At 65.0% G+C, this 18,296-nt stretch carries 17 protein-coding genes; 8 read left to right on the top strand and 9 right to left on the bottom strand.

Going from position 1 to position 18,296, the window contains the following annotated elements; translation table 11 throughout:
* Positions 1-26 precede the first annotated feature (26 nt).
* From K307_RS37385 to K307_RS37365, 5 genes are read right to left on the bottom strand one after another with little or no spacing between them, the layout of a single operon-like run.
* A complete protein-coding gene (locus K307_RS37385) occupies positions 27-1,508 on the bottom strand; it encodes an NAD-dependent succinate-semialdehyde dehydrogenase (protein WP_042886131.1) in 1,482 nt (493 codons plus the stop codon).
* Positions 1,509-1,534: 26 nt separating this feature from the next.
* A complete protein-coding gene (locus tag K307_RS37380; RefSeq protein WP_042886130.1) occupies positions 1,535-3,178 on the bottom strand; it encodes an ABC transporter ATP-binding protein in 1,644 nt (547 codons plus the stop codon).
* Positions 3,178-4,062: an ABC transporter permease gene (locus K307_RS37375; RefSeq protein WP_042887931.1), complete on the bottom strand. Its 885-nt coding sequence runs from the start codon at positions 4,060-4,062 to the stop codon at positions 3,178-3,180. Before K307_RS37375 ends, K307_RS37380 begins: the two co-directional genes overlap by 1 nt.
* Before the next feature lie 31 nt (positions 4,063-4,093).
* The gene (locus tag K307_RS37370; RefSeq protein WP_042886129.1) at positions 4,094-5,050 is read right to left on the bottom strand and encodes an ABC transporter permease; all 957 of its coding nucleotides are present in this window, start codon (positions 5,048-5,050) and stop codon (positions 4,094-4,096) included.
* Between the two features lie 14 nt (positions 5,051-5,064).
* Positions 5,065-6,684 (bottom strand): ABC transporter substrate-binding protein, encoded by a 1,620-nt coding sequence (locus K307_RS37365; RefSeq protein ID WP_155301335.1) that lies wholly within the window; start codon positions 6,682-6,684, stop codon positions 5,065-5,067.
* A 440-nt stretch (positions 6,685-7,124) separates the two neighbouring features.
* On the opposite strand from K307_RS37365, the gene K307_RS37360 reads away from it, so the two are divergent.
* The 3 genes from K307_RS37360 to K307_RS37350 all read left to right on the top strand — a co-directional run bounded on the left by K307_RS37360 (position 7,125) and on the right by K307_RS37350 (position 9,482).
* Positions 7,125-7,946 carry a GNAT family N-acetyltransferase gene (locus tag K307_RS37360; RefSeq protein WP_230626318.1) on the top strand — a complete coding sequence of 274 codons (822 nt, stop codon included), beginning with the start codon at positions 7,125-7,127 and terminating at the stop codon, positions 7,944-7,946.
* A 5-nt stretch (positions 7,947-7,951) separates the two neighbouring features.
* Positions 7,952-8,890 carry a 2-hydroxyacid dehydrogenase gene (locus tag K307_RS37355; RefSeq protein ID WP_042886127.1) on the top strand — a complete coding sequence of 313 codons (939 nt, stop codon included), beginning with the start codon at positions 7,952-7,954 and terminating at the stop codon, positions 8,888-8,890.
* A gap of 97 nt (positions 8,891-8,987) precedes the next feature.
* A complete protein-coding gene (locus tag K307_RS37350; RefSeq protein WP_013956719.1) occupies positions 8,988-9,482 on the top strand; it encodes an Lrp/AsnC family transcriptional regulator in 495 nt (164 codons plus the stop codon).
* Here the strand turns inward: K307_RS37350 and K307_RS37345 are convergent.
* Together K307_RS37345 and K307_RS37340 are read right to left on the bottom strand one after the other, a co-directional pair.
* On the bottom strand, positions 9,446-9,913 hold the full coding sequence (locus tag K307_RS37345) for a helix-turn-helix domain-containing protein (protein WP_080745448.1): 468 nt from the start codon (positions 9,911-9,913) through the stop codon (positions 9,446-9,448). The two genes, K307_RS37350 and K307_RS37345, sit on opposite strands and share 37 nt — an antisense overlap.
* A gap of 137 nt (positions 9,914-10,050) precedes the next feature.
* A complete protein-coding gene (locus tag K307_RS37340) occupies positions 10,051-10,950 on the bottom strand; it encodes a LysR substrate-binding domain-containing protein (protein ID WP_042886125.1) in 900 nt (299 codons plus the stop codon).
* Between the two features lie 119 nt (positions 10,951-11,069).
* On the opposite strand from K307_RS37340, the gene K307_RS37335 reads away from it, so the two are divergent.
* The 3 genes from K307_RS37335 to K307_RS46990 all read left to right on the top strand — a co-directional run bounded on the left by K307_RS37335 (position 11,070) and on the right by K307_RS46990 (position 13,809).
* Entirely contained in the window at positions 11,070-12,236 is a 1,167-nt protein-coding gene (locus K307_RS37335; protein WP_230626316.1) for a pyridoxal-phosphate dependent enzyme, read from the top strand.
* 20 nt (positions 12,237-12,256) lie between these two features.
* Positions 12,257-13,228 (top strand): tripartite tricarboxylate transporter substrate binding protein, encoded by a 972-nt coding sequence (locus K307_RS37330; protein WP_042886123.1) that lies wholly within the window; start codon positions 12,257-12,259, stop codon positions 13,226-13,228.
* Between the two features lie 320 nt (positions 13,229-13,548).
* A complete protein-coding gene (locus K307_RS46990; RefSeq protein WP_230626313.1) occupies positions 13,549-13,809 on the top strand; it encodes a hypothetical protein in 261 nt (86 codons plus the stop codon).
* A 21-nt stretch (positions 13,810-13,830) separates the two neighbouring features.
* Here the strand turns inward: K307_RS46990 and glnA are convergent, their stop codons facing one another.
* Together glnA and K307_RS37315 are read right to left on the bottom strand one after the other, a co-directional pair.
* Entirely contained in the window at positions 13,831-15,306 is a 1,476-nt protein-coding gene (gene glnA, locus K307_RS37320) for a type I glutamate--ammonia ligase (RefSeq protein ID WP_042886120.1), read from the bottom strand.
* A gap of 207 nt (positions 15,307-15,513) precedes the next feature.
* Positions 15,514-16,527, bottom strand: coding sequence for an AraC family transcriptional regulator (locus K307_RS37315; RefSeq protein ID WP_042886118.1), 1,014 nt, complete (start codon positions 16,525-16,527; stop codon positions 15,514-15,516).
* A 113-nt stretch (positions 16,528-16,640) separates the two neighbouring features.
* On the opposite strand from K307_RS37315, the gene K307_RS37310 reads away from it, so the two are divergent.
* Together K307_RS37310 and K307_RS37305 are read left to right on the top strand one after the other, a co-directional pair.
* Positions 16,641-17,594, top strand: coding sequence for a hydroxymethylglutaryl-CoA lyase (locus K307_RS37310; RefSeq protein WP_051975353.1), 954 nt, complete (start codon positions 16,641-16,643; stop codon positions 17,592-17,594).
* Positions 17,591-18,265, top strand: coding sequence for a glutathione S-transferase family protein (locus tag K307_RS37305; RefSeq protein ID WP_042886117.1), 675 nt, complete (start codon positions 17,591-17,593; stop codon positions 18,263-18,265). The genes K307_RS37310 and K307_RS37305 overlap by 4 nt, the downstream gene beginning before the upstream one ends.
* Positions 18,266-18,296: the final 31 nt, after the last annotated feature.

The following is an 18,296-nucleotide window of genomic DNA, read 5'->3' as shown; positions in this document are numbered from 1 at the left end:
GCCGCTCGAGAGGAAGAGGAGGGTGCTCAGCCCAGCAGTCCCTGGCACACGTACTTGATATGCATGTACTCCTCAAGCCCATAGCGCGACCCTTCGCGTCCGTAGCCGGAGTCCTTCACGCCGCCAAAGGGCGCCGCTTCCGCGGCCACCGCGCCCTCGTTGATCCCGACAATGCCCGACTCGAGCGCATCGGCAAGGCGCCAGATCCGCCGCACGTCATTCGAGTAGAAATACGCCGCCAGCCCGAACGGGGTGGCATTGGCCGCCGCAACGACATCCGCCTCGGTACTGAAGCGCGTAACCGGCGCAACCGGCCCGAAGGTCTCCTCACAGGAGCAGTCCATCGACGCATCCACATCGACCAGCACGGTGGGCGCATAGTAGTTCGGCCCCGGGCATTGCTCGTTGCGGATGCGCTCGCCGCCGACGACCACGCGGGCACCGCGGCTGACCGCGTTCTTCACATGACGTTCGATCTTGTCGACCGCCCGCGCGTTGATCATCGGACCGATCTGCGCGGCGGGGTTCGTGGCAGGAGCGACTACCAGCGCGCCGACGCGGGCGGCAAGCTTGTCGACGAAGGCGTCATGCACCTTGTCCTGGACATAGATGCGGTTCGGGCACACGCAGGTCTGCCCGCCGTTGCGGAACTTGGAAGCCATCAATCCATCGACGGCGGCGTCGAGGTCGGCATCGTCGAACACGATAAACGGGGCATTGCCGCCCAGTTCCAGCGACAGCTTCTTCAGCGTATCGGCGGAGCGGCGCGCCAGGTGCTTGCCCACCGGCGTCGAGCCGGTAAAGGTGATCTTGCGCACCCGGGCATCGTCCAGCCATACGTCGACGACTTCGGGCGCGCGTTCGCGCGAGGCGGTGACGATATTCAGCACGCCCGGCGGCACGCCCGCCTGTTCGGCGAGCCTGACCAGCGCCAGCGAGGTCAGCGGCGTATCCTCGGCAGGTTTGCACACCACCGTGCAACCGGCCGCCAGCGCCGGGGCGATCTTGCGCGCGATCATCGCGGCCGGGAAATTCCACGGCGTGATCGCCGCGATGACGCCGACCGGCTCGCGCAGTGCCAGCATGCGCCGGCCGGGCACCGGTGCGGCGATCACGTCGCCATCGGCGCGGGTGGCTTCTTCTGCAAACCATTCGACATAGCTCGCGGCGTACAGCACCTCGCCTTTGCCTTCCGCCAATGGCTTGCCCTGCTCGCGCGAAATCAGGCGGCCAAGGTCTTCCACGTGGCTGACGATCAGGTCGTTCCAGCGCTTGATGATCTGCGCGCGCTGCTTGGCCGGCGTTTTGCGCCAGCTTGGGAACGCTGCGTGCGCGACATCGACGGCGCGGCGTGCGTCCGCCGCACCGCTATCCGGTACCGCCGCAAAGACTTCATCCGTCGCGGGGTCCGCCACGGACAGTGTGCGATCGTCGGCCGCGCCGCACCATTCGCCGCCGATATAGTTGCGGCCGGGAAGCAAGGTCTGGTTCTGTAGGGACAAAGGCATAAACAAACTCTCCTTGAGAATGGGAATCAGGCGGTAGCAGCGGCGGCCACTGCCCCATCGATATGCAGATCGACTTCATCGATCCACCCGCGGCGCAACTCGGGCACCGAGCGCGCCAGCAGCGCGTAGTAGGGGTGGTGCGGACCGCGGTCGTAGTCCTGGTGCGCGACCTGGGTCAGCTTGCGGCCATGCTGCATCACCACGATCTCGTCGCAGATCGAGCGCACGGTGTGCAGGTCGTGGCTGATGAAGAGATACGAGACGCCCAGCTCCTTGCGCAGCTCGGCCATCAGGTCAAGGATGGCAGCGCCGACCACGGTGTCCAGCGCCGAGGTGATCTCGTCGCACAGGATCAGCTCCGGATCGGCCGCGAGCGCCCGGGCCAGGTTCACGCGCTGCTTCTGCCCGCCGGACAGTCCACCAGGCGTGCGCTGCGCCACGCCGGCCGGCAGCCGCACCAGATCGAGCAACTGGCGAATCCGCGCCCGTTGCGCTTCGCCGCGCAGGCCATGGAAGAACTGCAGCGGCCGCGCCAGGATCTCCTCGATGGTGCGCGCGGGATTGAGCGCGGTATCGGCCATCTGGAACACGATCTGGATGCGCCGCAATTCATCGCGGCTGCGTTCGGCCACCGTCGGCTTCAGGGGGCGGCCGTTGAAGGCGATGCTGCCGCAGCACGGCGCCACCAGGCCGGCGATGGCCCGCGCCAGCGTGGTCTTGCCCGAACCCGACTCGCCGATGACGCCGATCGCCTGGCCCCGGTACAGCTTCAGGCCCACGCCCTCAAGGATCTTCGAGGCCGGCTGCCCGTGCGCATCGACCGCACCGTAGCCGGCGGAAAGATCGCGGACCTCGAGCAGCAGGGGGCTCTTGTCCGGGTCCACCGGCGCGCCGGGACGCTCGGTCGGGCGCGCCGCGGCCAGCAGGCAGCGCGTGTAGTCGTCGGCGGGCTGGTACAGGATCTGGTCGGTCTCGCCCAGCTCGCGCATCTTGCCATCGCGCAGCACCAGGATGTGGTCCGCCACCTGGGCCACCACGGCCAGGTCGTGGCTGACATAGACCGCGGTGGTGCGGCGTTCCTGCACCGCGCGGCGGAACACGCGCAGCACTTCGACCTGCGTGGTGACGTCCAGGGCCGTGGTCGGCTCGTCCAGGATCACCAGGTCGGGATCGGTGATCAGGGCCATTGCCGCCATCAGGCGCTGCAACTGTCCGCCGGAGACCTGGTGGGGGTAGCGTTCGCCGATGGAATCAGGGTCGGGTAGCGCCAGTTCGCGGAACAGCGCGACCGCCTTCTTCTCGGCAGCCTTGCGATCCATGAGCCGATGGATCAGCGCCGGTTCGACCACCTGGTCCATGATGGTGCGCGACGGGTTGAACGAGGCCGCCGCGCTCTGCGCGATATAGGTGATCTCGCGCCCGCGCAGCCGGCGCTGTTCGCCCGGCGACAGGTGCAGCACGTCGGTGGTGCCGACCCGGATGCTGCCGGAGATCTCGCAACCGTGGCGCGCGAAGCCCATCAGCGCCAGCGCGGTGGTGGTCTTGCCCGAGCCGGACTCGCCGATCAGTGCCAGCACCTTGCCGGGCTCGATCTCGAAGTCCACACCATCTACCAACGTCGCCTGGCCTGCGGTGATGCGCAGATTGCTGACCTTTACGGACGTGCCCATTATTTGACTCCGTTGCGTGCCGAGCGACCCGGCAGGTTGTCGATGACAAGGTTGACGGCGAGCGTCAGGCTGGCGATGGCCAGCGCCGGCGCCACCACGGCCATGCTGCCTTCAGACAGCGCGCCGATGTTCTCGCGCACCAGCGAACCCCAGTCGGCATCGGGCGGCTGGATGCCCAGGCCCAGGAAGCTGAGGCTCGCGAGCAGCAGCACGACGTAGACGAAGCGCAGCCCCAGGTCGGCCAGCATCGGGCCGAGGATGTTGGGCAGGATCTCCTGCCGCATGATGTAGGCGGTCCCTTCGCCGCGGGTGCGGGCAACCGTCACGTAGTCCATCGCGTTGATGTTGACCGCCAGCGAGCGCGCGATGCGATACGCGCCCGGGATGTAGATGATCGCCGCCGTGAGCGCGAGCATCCACACCGACGAGCCGAAGGCCGCGACCATGATCAGTGCGAACATCTTGCTGGGGATCGCCGTGAGCGTATCGAGGCCTCGGCTGAGGCCGGCATCGATCCAGCGCCCGCTGACGGTGGCGAGCAATGCCAGCGTGATGCCGATGCCGCTGGCGCACAGGGTCGAGACCAGGGCCACGCAGACGGTGTAGCGCGCGCCCAGGATCACGCGCGTCAGCATGTCGCGCCCGAGGTAGTCGGTACCGAGCCAGTGCTGGACACTGATCGGGCCGAAGACCTGGATCTCGCCCGTGGGCGTGCCGTCATGGCTGATCAGGATCGGGCCAACAATGGCGGCGACCAGCCAGCCGATGAGGATCAGGCAGCCGATCCAGCCGGTGATGCCCAGTTTGGGCAGGCGCGGGCGGCGACCGCCCTGGTCGAGGGCACTCACGGCGGGGGTGGCGTGCGTGTTGGAGGTAGGGGACATGAGTTGCAGCTCCTGCATGGCGTTCAAGGCTTCAGCGGTGACGCAGACGCGGATTGGCGACGATGCCGCACACATCGGCAAGCGTGACGAGGATCAGGTACGCACAACAGAAAATCATGGCGCACACCTGGACCACGGGCATGTCGCGCTGGGCGACGCTGTCCACCATCAGCTTGGCGATCCCCGGGTAGTTGAAGATGGTCTCGATGATGATGACGCCGCCAAGCAGGTAAGACAGGCTCAGCGCCACGGCATTGGCGATCGGGCCGATGGCGTTGGGCAGGGCGTGGAACAGCACCATGCGGGTCGAGGATGCGCCCTTGAGCCGCACCATCTCGATGTAGGGCGCCTTGAGCTGGTCGATCACCGCCGCGCGGGTCATGCGCAGCATCTGCGCGACGATCACGCAGCACAGGCTCAGCACCGGCATGGCCAGCGAACGCACGATCTTGTCCCACGAATCGTCGGTGCCGATATAGGCGAGCGCCGGCAGCCAGCGCAGGTGGACCGCGAACAGCAACACCGCCAGCGTGGCGACCAGGAACTCCGGCACCGAGACCACCGCCACCGCGCCCAGGCTGACGCTGCGGTCAAACCATGTGCCGCGGTAGACCGCCGCCAGGATGCCGAGGCCGAGCGCCACCGGCACCGAGATCAGCGCGGTCAGGCCGGCCAGCAGCAGCGAATGGCGCAGGCGGCTGCCGATGGCCTCCGACACCGGCATACGCGTGACCAGCGACTCGCCGGCATTGCCGGTCACCATGCCGCCCAGCCATTGCGCGTAGCGCACCGGCGCGGGGACATCGAGGCCCATCTGGGTACGCAGCGCGGCCAGGGCTTCGGGTGTGGCGTCCTGCCCGAGCTGTTCCTGCGCGGCATCGCCGGGCAATACCGCGGTGATGGCGAAGACGATGGCCGAGACGGCCAGCAATGAGATCAGCGCCAGGCCGATGCGCCGCGCCAGCAGACGCAAGATGAAAAGGTTCATGGTGTCTCCTTGGATCAGGCCGCCAGCCAGACGTGCTCGGCGAACGAGTAGCCCATCAGGCCGCCCAGCGGGATCGGGGAAAGGCCCTTGACCCGCTTGTTGTAGCCGTCGATGGTGGCGATAAAGAGCGGTATGCCGATCCCTGCGTCCCGCCGGATCATGGTCTGCATGTCGGCGTACATCTGCTTGCGCTTGGCCAGGTCGGTCTCGGCGCGCGCGGCGAGCAGCAGCGAATCGAACTTCGGGTCCTTGTAGCGCGATTCGTTCCACGCCGCGTCGGACTTGAAGAACTGGGTCAGCAGCGTGTCGGCACTGGCGCGCGGCAGGACCGTGCCGAATCCGACCAGGCTGTTGAGCCAGTGATTGGACCAGTAGCCGTCGGCGGGCATGCGCTTGACGTCGATATTGACGCCCGCCTGCCGCGCGGACTGCTGCAGGATCAGGGCCATGTCGACCGAGTACTGCGCGGCGGGGGAGGCCACCACCGGGATGGCGGCACTGCCGATGTTGGCCTTCTTGAGATGGAACTTGGCTTTCTCCGGATCGAACTTGGTCTGCGGCAGCCCAGGGAAGTAGAAGCGGTTGGTGGGATCGATCGGCTGGTCATTGCCCAGCACGGCATAGCCCAAGGCAATGCTCTTCTTCATCAGCTCGCGGTCGAGCAGCAGCTTCATGCCCTGGACAAAGTCGGGGTTGGCGCCCGGACCGGTATCCCGGCGCATGATCAGGTCGGTGTACTGGCCGGATTGCGTCACGAAGACATCGGTCGTGGGCGTGCCTTTCACGCGCGCGACCGAACGCGGGTTGATCGAGGCCACCATATCGAGATCGCCCGAGAGCAGCGCATTGACGCGCGCACCCTCGTCGGCAATGCCGACGAACTCGATCTCGTCAAGGTAGGGCTTGCCGGGCTTCCAGTAGTTTTCGTTCCGTACTACCACCGAGCGCACGCCCGGCTTGAATTCCTTGAGCTTGTAGGGGCCCGTGCCGATGCCGGTGTTGAAGTCGGTGGTGCCGTTGCGCAGGATATGGAAGTGGAACGTGCCGACGATGACGGGGAAGTCCGCGTTGGGGCCGTCCAGCACCACGGTCACTTCGTTCGGGCCCGTGGCGCTCACGCTCTTGATCGGGTCCGCCAGCGTCTTCGCCTTCGAGGCGGTGGCCGGGTCCTTGTGGCGCATCAGGGAGAAAACCACGTCTTGCGGCGTCAGCGGCTTGCCGTCGTGGAAGGTGACGTCCTTGCGCAGCTTGAAGACCCAGGTCACGGCATCCTGCGAGGCAAAGGACTCAGCCAGCGCCGGTTGCGGCACCAGCTTCGCATCCAGGCTCGTCAGGCCGTTGTAGAGCATGGTGCCGCGACAGTAGTCGGTCTTGTTGGATTGCTTGGCCGGATCGAGCGTATCGCTGGGCGACGCGTTGTCGCTGCCCACACGGATGCGGCCGCCGCGGCGCGGCGTCTGCGCATGCGCCGACACGGCCGCGCCGGCAAGGCTCCCGGCAAGACCCAGTTGCATGCCGCCGGCAGCCAGGATCTTCAGGACGTCGCGCCTGCTGGCGCCATGGTGCAGGGCGCTCATGATCCGGGTGGATTCGGCAGGGCCGATGAGGCCCTCGATCGGCTTCTTGTCTGACATGGCAATAGCTCCTGGTGGGGGCCGGAGATCGGGGGATTGCGAAAGTGGAAACTCAGGACCATGCGGCGCGGGGGCAAGCTCCTGCTGAGGCAGCACGAGCGCGCGGCGTGTCATCTCCCTGACATTGAAGCATGTGCGACCGATGGCTTTGTGGGGTATTGCAAGCCTTGGCAGTAAAACCTGCGGTTTCGCGTGGGCGGTTTGGCATTGCCTGCCATGCGCACTGCGTGCGTGCATGTGCACCGCAACAATCCTCGGGATTACCCTAGGCAGGCACAGCGTCGGTGCATCGTCGGATGCAGCAAATTTTTCCTATCCGGGCCTTGCCTGTTCATCGCATCATCAGGGCTCTCTCTTTTCGTCCGGCGCTGGCCCTTACTGCAATGAATTCCGCGCAGCTCCCCCTCCATGCAAGCGATGGACCGCCCGCCATCCGCGTGATGGCACAGTCCGATCTGCCCGTCGCGCTTTCGCTTTCCGAAGATGTACGCTGGCCGCATCGCCCCAGCGACTGGAAGATGCTGTTCCAGATGGGCGAGGGCCGCGTTGCCGAAGTCGGCGGCGCGGTGGTCGGTGTCGGCATGCGCTGGCTGTGGGACGAGCGCGGCGCGTCGGTCGGGCTGCTCATCGTAGCCCCGGCCTTCCGCGAGCGTGGGATTGGCAGCGTGTTGCTGGAGGCGCTGTGCGCCGGCCTGGACGGCCGCACCGTGCTGCTTCACGCCCCCGGTAAGCTGCATCGCTTCTATGCGCGCATGGGGTTCGAACGCATCGGCGAGGTGCATCAATACGAGGGCAAAGCGTTGCCCGCGCCGTTGATGGCGCTGCCTGAAGGCTGCCGCCTGCGGCCTGGCGGGCGCAATGACCTGCAACTTCTGGTCGGGATGGAGCAGGGTGCCCGCGGTGTTGCACGGCCGTCCCTGATCCAGGCCTGGCTGCGCCAGTCGATCGGCACGGTGGTGCTCGATCACCCCGACGGGCCCCGCGGCTTCGCGATCCTGCGGCGCTTTGGCCGCGGCGCGATGGTCGGCCCCGTGGTCGCACCCTGTGCGATGTCGGCCAAGGCCATGATCGCGCACCTGGCCGGCCTGGTGACCGGGCGCGTGCTGCGCCTGGACGTCCACGCCGATGGCGAACTCGAGGAGTGGCTCGGCTGCCTTGGCCTGGCGCACGTCGCCGACGCGACGGTGCTGGCCCGCGGCACCCCGGCTTCGCCAACGGCACCATTTCTTCCCTTTGCGCTGGCCGACAAGGCCCTCGGATAAAAACAATGCATCAAGACACGACATTTCTCTACAAGGCGGATCCCGTGCGCGGCCGGGACTGGGCCAAGGTCTTTGCGCGCGAGGCGCCTGGCATCGATTTCCGCATCTGGCCTGATATCGGGGATCCCGGGAAGGTCTGCTACCTGGCGGCCTGGGAGGCGCCGGACCGCATCGCAGAGCGGTTCCCGAACCTGCAGGTACTGTTTTCGACCGGAGCCGGCATCGACCAGTTCGACCTGGACGCGCTCCCTGCGCACGTACCGCTGGTGCGAATGATCGAGCCCGGCATCGTCGACGGGATGGTGGAGTACGTCGTGTTCTCGGTGCTCGCCCTGCATCGCGACATGCCGGCGTACCGGCGGCAGCAGGCGCAGGAAGCGTGGCAGCCGCTGCAGGTGCGTCCGGCACACGAGCGCCGCGTGGGCGTGCTCGGCCTCGGCTCGCTGGGCCAGGCGGTGCTGGAGCGCCTGCGGCTGTTCGGGTTCGACTGCGCCGGCTGGGCAAGGTCGCCGCGCAGCCTGGAAGGAGTGCAGTGCTATGCCGGCCCGCAGACCCTGGACGCGTTCCTGGCCCGCACCGATATCCTGGTTTGCCTGCTGCCGCTGACGGATGAAACACGTGGAGTATTGAGCGCTCGCGTGTTTGACGCCCTGCCAACTGGGGCGGGGCTGGTGCATGTCGGACGCGGGCAGCACCTCGACGATGCCGACCTGCTGGCCGCGCTGGATTCGGGGCAGATCGGCGATGCCATTCTCGACGTCACGCACCCCGAGCCGCTGCCTGCCGGCCACCCGTTGTGGCGCCACCCCAGGGTCTGGCTCACGCCCCATATTGCCAGCATGACGCAGCCGGGCACGGCGGCGCGGGTCGTGCTCGACAATCTGCGCCGCCTGCAGCGCGGCGAATCGCTGATCGGGCTGGTGGACCGTGTGAAAGGGTACTGAAAGGCGATCCGGTGCCTCACTTTCCGGGCGTGCCCCGATTGCCCTCGCCGAATCATGCGGGGACAATGTGATTCAGTCATTCCAGTCTTGAAAGCCCATGTCCGCCCCCATCAAACTTGACCGACTCGACCTCCGCATCCTTGCCCAGCTGCAAAAGAACGGCCGCATGACCAACGTCGACCTCGCCGATGCCGTGGGTCTTTCTGCAAGCCCGTGCCTGATTCGCGTCAAGCGGCTGGAGCAGGCCGGCTATATCGGCGGATACAGCGCCCAGATCCGGATGGACAAGCTGGGCGATATTCTCACGGTGTTCACCGAGATCACGCTGGAGGACCACCATCGCGAGGACTTCGCGCGCTTCGAGAAGGCTGTGTGCGCGGTGGATGAGATCGTCGAATGCCACCTTGTCAGCGGCGGCTATGACTACCTGCTCAAGTTCATCACCCGTGGGGTCAACCACTACCAGGAACTGATGGAAAGCCTGCTCGAGCGCAATATCGGCATCGAGAAGTACTTCAGCTTCATCGTGATCAAGTCGCCTTTCATCAAGACGCACTATCCCATCGAACGGCTGTTCCCTTCGGCAACCTGAGCCCTGGGCTTTGGCACGCTGCGGCCGGCATTCCCGGGGGGCGGTGCGCTGGCCGTCTGGAACTGCCGTGGCGTCATGCCGCAGACGCTCTTCAGGCAGCGCGTAAAGTGGCTCTGGTCATAGAAGCCGCATTCGTGCGCGGTCAGCGCCGGCGAGTGGCCCTGCCTGAGCAGCCACTGCGCGCGCCGGATTCGTTTCAGGCTGATGTATCGATGCGGCGTCATGCCCAGCGTCAGCCGGAACACGGTCACGAAGCGTCCGACGCTCAGCTGGACGAGGTCGGCCAGTAGCGGCAGCGGCAGCGGTTCGCCCAGGTGCTGGTGAATGTAGGCGAGCGCGGCGCCCAGGCGGGGATGGGCTTGGTCGTCGGCAGTGGGGCCGGTGGTGGGGCCGGCGCTGGGCGGCTGAGAGGATGCAACGGTCGTGCTCATGCTATCGAGCATAAGTGCAACGTTGCCGTGCATCACGCTGATCTTGCCGCTCCAGTCCACATCGAATTGCGAACTGCTTTGTCCGGAACGCAGAATCTGCGGCAGGGGTGCAGCCGGGCTGATCCTCCCGGCATGCGCTAGGTGGCCAGGACGTCCGCAACCCGCCGGCGGCACAGGGCGACGAATTCCTGCGCGGCTCGCGATTGTCCCTGTCCCGGGTGGAAGGCGAGCAGGGCACGAAAGTGAAAGGCTGGTGCAAACGGTACCGCGCGCAGCCCCAGCGCCGCATACTCGCGCGCAACCAGCGGGTTGGTGATCGCCAGGCCAGCGCCCGCCAGCACCAGCGCGCATTGCGTCGCGCTGTACGGCGTCTCGGCGACAAAACGGGCTGATTTTCCGGCCGCTGCGAATAACTGCTCAAGCCGCCGCTGCGCGGGATCGGATGCCGACAACGCAATCAGTGGCGCATCCTGCAGATCGCGCGGCTCGATGCGGGCGTGGTGGGCGAAGGGATGCGTGGCCGGCATCGCGCACACCGCAGGCGCCTCATAGAACGCCGAGGCCACCAGCCCACTGGTGTCAGCCTCGTCGCCCATGAAGGCGAGGTCCAGCTCGCCCTGCAGCAAGCTGGCGCGCAGCGCGAGCGAACTGTCCACCACCAGCTGGCAGCGGATGCGCGGATAGAGATGCAGGAATTCCGACACCACCGCGGGCATGATGCTGGCCGACATCGCGTGCAGGGTGCCTACGCGGAGCACTGAATCCTCATGCGAGCGAAGCATGTCGATCTTGCGCTGCACCATGTCAAGGCCGACATAGACACGCTCGACCTCCGCCATCAAGGCGTGCGCTTCAGGTGTCGGGACCAGTCGGCCCTTGAGCCGGTCGAACAGCTTCAGTCCGGACCCGCCCTCCAGCTGGAGCAGCAATTGCGTGACTGCCGGCTGACTGATGTGCAGCGCGGTGGCGGCGCGCTTCGCCGAACCGAGCAACATCACCATGCGGAAGATTTCGATCTGACGTGCGCTGATGCTCATGGGCAGAATCTAAGGGATATAAGTTCTACTTAATTGTTGTGCCGAACGCATGACGGTGCAGGGCGAGCGGCGGCGCTAACATCCATCGCATGCAAACATCTTTTCAACCACCATCGGAAATGCGCGCCACGGGCCGCGTGCGCCGCAACGAGCGCCTAGCCGCCCTGCGCTGTATTGCCTGTCACACCCAGTATCCCATAGCAGACATGCCGACGGGCTGTCCACGCTGTGCCGGGGCGGGCCACCCGAGCAGCGTCGAGGCGGTCTACGCTGGCGCCCCGTTGCCGCTTCAGCCGAAAAGCCAGGGTTATAGGTGGGGGGCATGGCTGCCCTATTCGGATGGCATTTCGCTGGGCGAGGGCAATACACCTTGCCTCGATGTTCCCGCGCTCGCGCGAACCCTCGGTGTCGAGCAGTTGTGGATCAAGCACGAGGGCATGAACCCGACCGGTTCGCACAAGGACAGGATGTCGGCACAAGCCGTCAGCCGTGCCCTGGACGTTGGCGCCCGGCTCGTCGTCCTGGCGTCCAGCGGCAATGCGGCGGTTTCGGCGGCGGCATACTGCGCCGCCGCTGGCCTTCCCTGCGAGATCGCCACCTACAGCGATCTGCCTGCGCCGTTCGCGCGCGCCCTTCGCGAGTACGGCGCGATGCGCGTGGCCTTCGACAGCGGGCACGCGCGCTGGGACCACGTACGGCGGCGCGTGGAGCGCGATGGCGCTTTTGCCGTGACCAACTACTGCGTGCCTCCCGTCGGCAGTCCGGTATTCGGTGTCGAGGGATACCGTGCCGTGGCGCTTGAGTGGGTGGCCCAGGGCGTCCGGCCGGACCATGTGCTGGTGCCGACGGCGCGGGGCGACCTGCTCTGGGGCGTCTACAGTGCGCTGCGCGATCTGGTGCATGGCGGCGTGCTCGATCGCGTGCCGCAGTTGTGGGCGGTCGAACCGTTTGCGCGTTTGTCGCGCGTGCTGGACGGCGTAGCGCTCCAGTCCGAATTCGAGGGTCGGACCGCGCAGTTTTCCACGGCGGGCTCCACCGTCACGCTGCAACAGGAAATGGCGGCCCGTCTTTCCGGCGGGGGCGCCGTGCTGGTCGACGATCACGCCGCCGCGGAGGGTATGTCCCGCCTGGCGAAGGCTGGCTTTTGGGTCGAGCTGTGCGCCGGCGCATGCTACAGCGGCGCCTGGCAGTTGCGCTCCGCAGGGCGTATTGCGTCGTCCCAGCAAGTGCTGTTGCTGCTGACGGCCAAGGGCGACCGCGACCCGTTCCCATTCGATTCCCTATGAACCTCCCAAGGAGTGTTGGCATGACGATTCGCAGCATCATCGCTTCGCTGCTCTTTCTCGCCGCTCCTTGCAGTAGTGCTGCGCTGGCGGCGTATCCGGACAAGCCGCTGCGGCTGATCGTGCCATGGGCGCCGGGCGGCAGCACCGACGCCCTCGCACGTGCCATCGCGCAGCGCATGGGCCAGACCATGGGACAAACCGTGGTGGTCGAGAACCGCTCCGGCGCCTCGGGGCGGATCGGCCTGGAGATTGCTGCCAAAGCCCCACCGGACGGCTATACCCTTGCGGTCGTGGAGCTGCCGCATGCGATCGCTCCCGCTGTTTTTACACAGATGCCGTACGACCTGGTGCGAGACTTCGCGCCGGTTTCGCTGATCGGTGAGTCGCCGCTGATCCTGTTTGCCGACAGTGCTCGCTACAAGACCGGCGACATCCAGCGTTTTCTCGCCGATGCACGCAAAGGCGGTGATACGCCTCTGCTCATAGCGACTAGCGGCAACGGTTCCATCAGCCACCTTTCCGCAAAGATGCTGGAGGCGCAGGCCAGTCTGAAGGTGGATGCGGTCCCTTATCGGGGTTCGGCGCCCGCGTTGAGCGATGTTGCGGCGCAACTGGTCGGCGGGCACTTCGCCACGCTGGCCAGCGGCAGCAGCTTGCTGGGCGCTGGCAAGGTTGCCGCGCTGATGGTCACGAGCACGTCGAGGCTGGTGGCGCTTCCCGCGGTGCCAACGGCCGCGGAAGCCAGGCTGCCCGGCATGCAACTGAGCCAGTGGTGGGCCATCGTCGTGCCGGCGAGGACGCCGCCGGACATTGCGGCGCGACTGAACATGGAGGTCAACCAGGCGCTGGTGTATGGACCGACACGCGACCGGCTCAGCAGCCAGGGCGTCGAGCTGAAGGGTTCCTCACGCGAGCAGCTCGCTGCGTTCCTGCGCAGCGAGATCGCCCGGTGGGCCAGGGTCGTGCGGGATGCCGGCATTCAGCCGGAATAACGGCGCAGGGATTGGCGTGCCAATCCTGCGTGGGCTCAGTGCGCTCCCGTATTCCGACCGACCGGTCGGACATTGCCGCAGGCCCGGCTGAATTGCGGAGGGTGGAAGCCGTTGAAGACTGCCGCAATTCGCGCCGCGACCTGCAGCAGCGTGTCTCGTATTGAACAGAGCCGGGTGATCAACTAAGATGGACTTTCCGGGCGCGAAGAGCAAGTGCCCGCTGGCCAGACCTTGCCTCACCAGGACCAGGTCTCTGCCGCCAACTCCCCCGTATTAAGAAGTCCCGCTGCAAAACTACCCCATTTGCTGAGGAGACGCCTGTGCTGAGTCATCATGAGTTCGCTACCCTCGTACTCGTAAACGACAGCGCCGACGCGCGCGAGTTGGACCGAACGGATGTGGAGATGTTGCTCTCGCATCAGTTGATTACGCTGGAACGCCTTGGACCAGACTACAGCCGTCCTCAGGTGACAATTCAGGGGTACCATTTTCTCAAGGCTTTGGGGCGCATTCGCGCGAGAAGAGTGAATCCCTGTGCTATTGCAAGCAGTGCCATCGCCACTCTCGCCACCCGTGCCTGAGTTGGCACGGGCGCACCCTGATCAAATGTCGAAGTAGAGTTGGAACTCCCACGGATGTGGCCGCAACTTCAAGGTATCGATCTCGTGCGTGCGCTTGTAGTCAATCCAGGTCCTGATCAGGTCGTCAGTGAAGACATCTCCCTTTCGCAGGAACGCTGAGTCGGATTCCAGCGCGGCAAGCGACTCTTCGAGCGAACCTGGAACCTGCCGGATGCCGGCGGCTTCCTCCGGTGGCAGGTCATAGATGTTCTTGTCGAGCGGATCGCCGGGGTCCGTCTGGTTTTCAATGCCGTCAAGGCCGGCGAGCAGCATTGCCGAGAAGGCGAGGTAGGCATTGGCGGACGGGTCAGGGCAGCGAAATTCAACGCGTCGGGCGCTTGGGGAATCCGAAACCATTGGAATCCTGGCCGCGGCGGATCGGTTGCGCTGCGACATGGCCAGGTTGACAGGGGCCTCGTATCCAGGCACCAGTCGCTTGTAGGAGTTTGTACTCGGTGCGCAGAACGCCATCAGCGCGGGCGCGTGCCTGAGCAAGCCGCCGATGTACCAGCGGCACATCTGGGACGTCTGCGCCCAGCCGTGCGCGTCATAGAAGAGGTTCTCGGCGTCGCGCCAGAGGCTCTGGTGGCAATGCATGCCGCTCGCGTTGTCGGCAAACAGGGGCTTGGGCATGAATGTGGCGACCTTGCCGTGGCGGCGCGCAACGTTCCTGCAGATGTACTTGTACATCATCACGTTGTCTGCCATGCGCGCCAGGCGTGCAAAGCGCATGTCGATTTCATTCTGGCCCGCCGTGGCGACCTCGTGGTGATGCACCTCGACCTGGATGCCGGCCTGCATCAGCGCGAGTACGATTTCGGAGCGGATGTCCTGCAGCGTATCGCTTGGCGGGACGGGAAAGTATCCTCCCTTGTAGCGCTGCTTGTAGCCAAGATTGCCTCCGCCATAGGCGCCTTCGTCGCGACCCGAGGCCCATTCGCCTTCGGCGGATTCGACATGGTAGTAGCCTGAGTGCTGGTCCTGCCCGAAGCGAACGGAGTCGAAAATGAAGAATTCCAGTTCGGGGCCGAAGTAGCAATCCGTAGCAAGACCGGTTTGCTGGAGGTACAGCTCCGCTTTCCGTGCGATGTAGCGCGGATCGCGCGAATACGCCTGGTGCAAGACAGGATCCAGCACGTCGCAGATCAACGCCAGCGTTGGTGCTGTGCAGAACGGATCGATGAATGCCGTGGTCGGGTCAGGCCTGACCAGCATGTCGGACTCGTGAATTTCCTGGAATCCACGAATGGACGACCCGTCGAACCCGATGCCGGCCGAGAACAAACCGTCGTTGATTTCGGGCAGCGTGATCGAGAAGTGCTGCCACACGCCGGGCAAGTCGGTGAACCTGAGGTCAACGACCTGGATCGCGTGCGTCCTGATCAGGTCGATGACTTCACCGGGGTTTTGCGGCGGCGCAAATTGATAGCTGCCGGGTTCTATCGAGACCATGCTCATGACTGCCTCCCTCGTCTGCCCGCCGCATAGTCCAACATTAGCCTGCCAAATTCCGAATGCAAAGTGCCTCGGCAACCCGTTGCAGTCTTTCCGGGAGGCTCCCATGCGGTGAAATCCGCGTTCTCCCCAGGCGGCTCACCGCAACACAGTAACTTGGAGGCAAGTGATGTATGGCGATCTTTTGGGGATCTCGCTTGCTGGCGCGCCTCACTTATCCACGGATGCTGTTCGCCTGAGCTCCCCTGGACTTTTCCCCGTCCACTGTCGGAATGCCCGGATGAAACTGGCCTCGCTGCCGAACCCGGCGGCGATCGCTATCTGCTTCAACGGCCTCGAGGTTCGCGTAAGTTGCTGGATAGCCAGATCACGTCTGGCCTCATCCTTCAGGCCCTGAAGCGAGACGCCTTCTTCTGCCAGGTGCCGATAAAGGGTTCTCGTTGAAACGTTCAGCAACGCCGCCACGGCGGCCGACGTCGAGACCTCGAATCCACTTGTACGGAAAAGCTTGCGAATGCGCTGCGAAAGGAGCCGGTCGCGCCTGTACTGGAGCACGATAAGCGGTAGCGGACGAAGCAGCATCTGCCGCAGATCGTGATCGTCCCGGCGTACGGGCAATTGCAGATACGCCGCGTCGAAAACCAGGCTGGCGTGGGGCGCTTCGAAATCGAGTGACCCGCGAAACATCAAGTCATACGCCCTGGCGTGCCGCGGCTTCTTGAACGGGAAGGTGGCGCGCGACAGCGGGATGCGGGAATCGACCAGCCAACATGCGAAACCGTGAATGTTCCGAAGGGTACTTACCAGGCAAAACTCACGTTGCCGGAGTAGGTCACGGTTTTCGCGGATGACGAGGTGCGCCAGCCGAGCCTCGACGTTCAGTTCCAGCTTGATGTCATCCACCAGCAAACCATAGTGCCGGCACCAGCGCAGCAGAGCTACCCGCAAATTCTGCGAGGGCAAGGAGGCACGGCAAAGCATGCCGTTGGTTCCCCAGGGGAGGCGCCGCGAGAACCAGCCAAGCCCCTCGTCGTCGAGCTCGTGCATTGCAGTCGCGGACAGCGCTTCGAACTGATCGGCAGTCACGCGCGCATCGTCGCTGCGCAGTAGCGACGGTGAAATGTGCGCCGCGCGCAGCGCTCGCCGTGGATCCACGCCGTAGCGCTCGTACGCCAGGACGATCGAACGAACAAAGGCGATGGGTGTTTCTGCTACCGATTTCATGTCTGGCGCGTGTTGGTCCAACTGGCACGATCTGCAAGGGAGTTGGCACGCTTTGCATCCGCTGTTGCCCTATGCTCGCGTCGTGGGAATCTTGAAGTCTGAGGAGCGTCGAGATGGATGATGGGATCAGCAAGTCATGGCCAAAACAGGTAAGGATTGTCGAAGTCGGGCCGCGGGACGGCCTCCAGAGTGAAAAGCAGATCGTTCCTGCCGCGGTAAAAATCGAGCTTATCGAGCGCCTGGCGGATGCGGGACTGCCGGCGGTGGAGGCCACGGCCTTCGTCTCGCCAAAGTGGGTGCCGCAGATGGCAGACAACGCAGTGGTCCTCAAGGGCATTCGGCGCAGGCCTGGCACCTCCTATCCTGTACTGACACCGAATCTCAAGGGCCTGGAGGCTGCCATTGAGGCGGGCGCCGACGAAGTGGCAGTATTTGGGGCTGCCTCGGAGGCATTCTCGCAGAGGAATATCAATTGCTCCATCAGTGAAAGCTTGAGGCGATTCGAGCCACTCGTGTCTGCCGCGCTTGCCCACGATATCAAGGTGCGCGGCTACGTATCCTGCGTGGTGGGATGCCCGTATGAAGGCGCGGTGGCACCGGCGCAGGTTGCGCAGGTTGCCAGGGGTCTCGCTGACATGGGTTGCTATGAGGTGTCACTCAGCGACACCATCGGAACGGGTACGCCCACTTCGGTACGGCGAATGCTCGAAGCCGTCGGCCAAGGCTTGCCGATGGAAAAGCTTGCCGGTCATTTTCATGACACCTTTGGCATGGCCATTGCAAATATCTGCGCCGCACTCGAACTGGGGATGGCGGTATTTGACAGCTCTGTTGCCGGGCTCGGGGGATGCCCCTACGCCGCGGGGGCTTCGGGCAACGTTGCCACCGAGGACGTGGTCTACTTGCTCAGCTCCGTGGGGATCGAGACCGGTGTCGACATGGAAAAGCTGCTCTCGGCCAGCGCCTTCATCTCGGATCATCTGGGCCGCCTGCCAGCTTCCAGGGCGGCACGGGCCCTGATGGCGAAGCGCGGTCACGTCACATCAAAGGTGACCTGCCAGTCATGACCATTCTCTATCACTGCATGAGTGCGCGCTCCTTCCGTCCCCTCTGGATGCTGGAGGAGCTGGGCCGGGAATATCAGCTGGTGATGCTGCCTTTCCCGCCGCGCATCCTGTCGCGGGATTACCTGGACATCAATCCGCTGGGTACGGTTCCATTCCTGATCGACGGGACGACGCGGATGTCGGAATCGGCTGCAATCTGCCAGTACCTCTGCGCAACCAGTGCGCCCACCTCGCTGCAGGTCGAAGCAGGGGAGGACGACTTCGGCGCCTACCTGAATTACCTTCATTTCGGTGAGGCAACCCTTACGTTTCCCCAGACGCTGGTCCTTCGCTATTCGAGATTCGAGCCAGAAGAGCGGCGCCAGCCGACCGTCGCCGCGGATTACGCGAAATGGTTTCTGGCGCGCTTGCGCACATTGGAACCGGTCATCGAGAAGCACCCATACCTGTGCTCGGGTCGTTTCACCGCGGCCGATGTTTCCGTGGGTTACGCCTTGCTGCTCGCACAGCACCTGGGGCTCCAGCCGCGCTTCACGCCGGCGATCGCGGATTACTGGCAGCGTTTGCAGTTGCGACCTGGCTTCATCCGCGCCCTGAACGCCCAGGAGGCGGCGGCGCTGGCGCAGGGCATTTCGATTGTCCCTGCGCCGGACACCGCGCCAGGCACGTAAGTGGCGGCGCGCGACGCATCCTCTACTTGAT

This window comes from Cupriavidus necator A5-1, assembly GCF_000744095.1.
GTDB classification, from domain to species: Bacteria; Pseudomonadota; Gammaproteobacteria; order Burkholderiales; family Burkholderiaceae; genus Cupriavidus; species Cupriavidus necator_A.
Note: the sequence above shows the minus strand (reverse complement) of the source record. Positions and strands in the feature narration are given on the sequence as shown.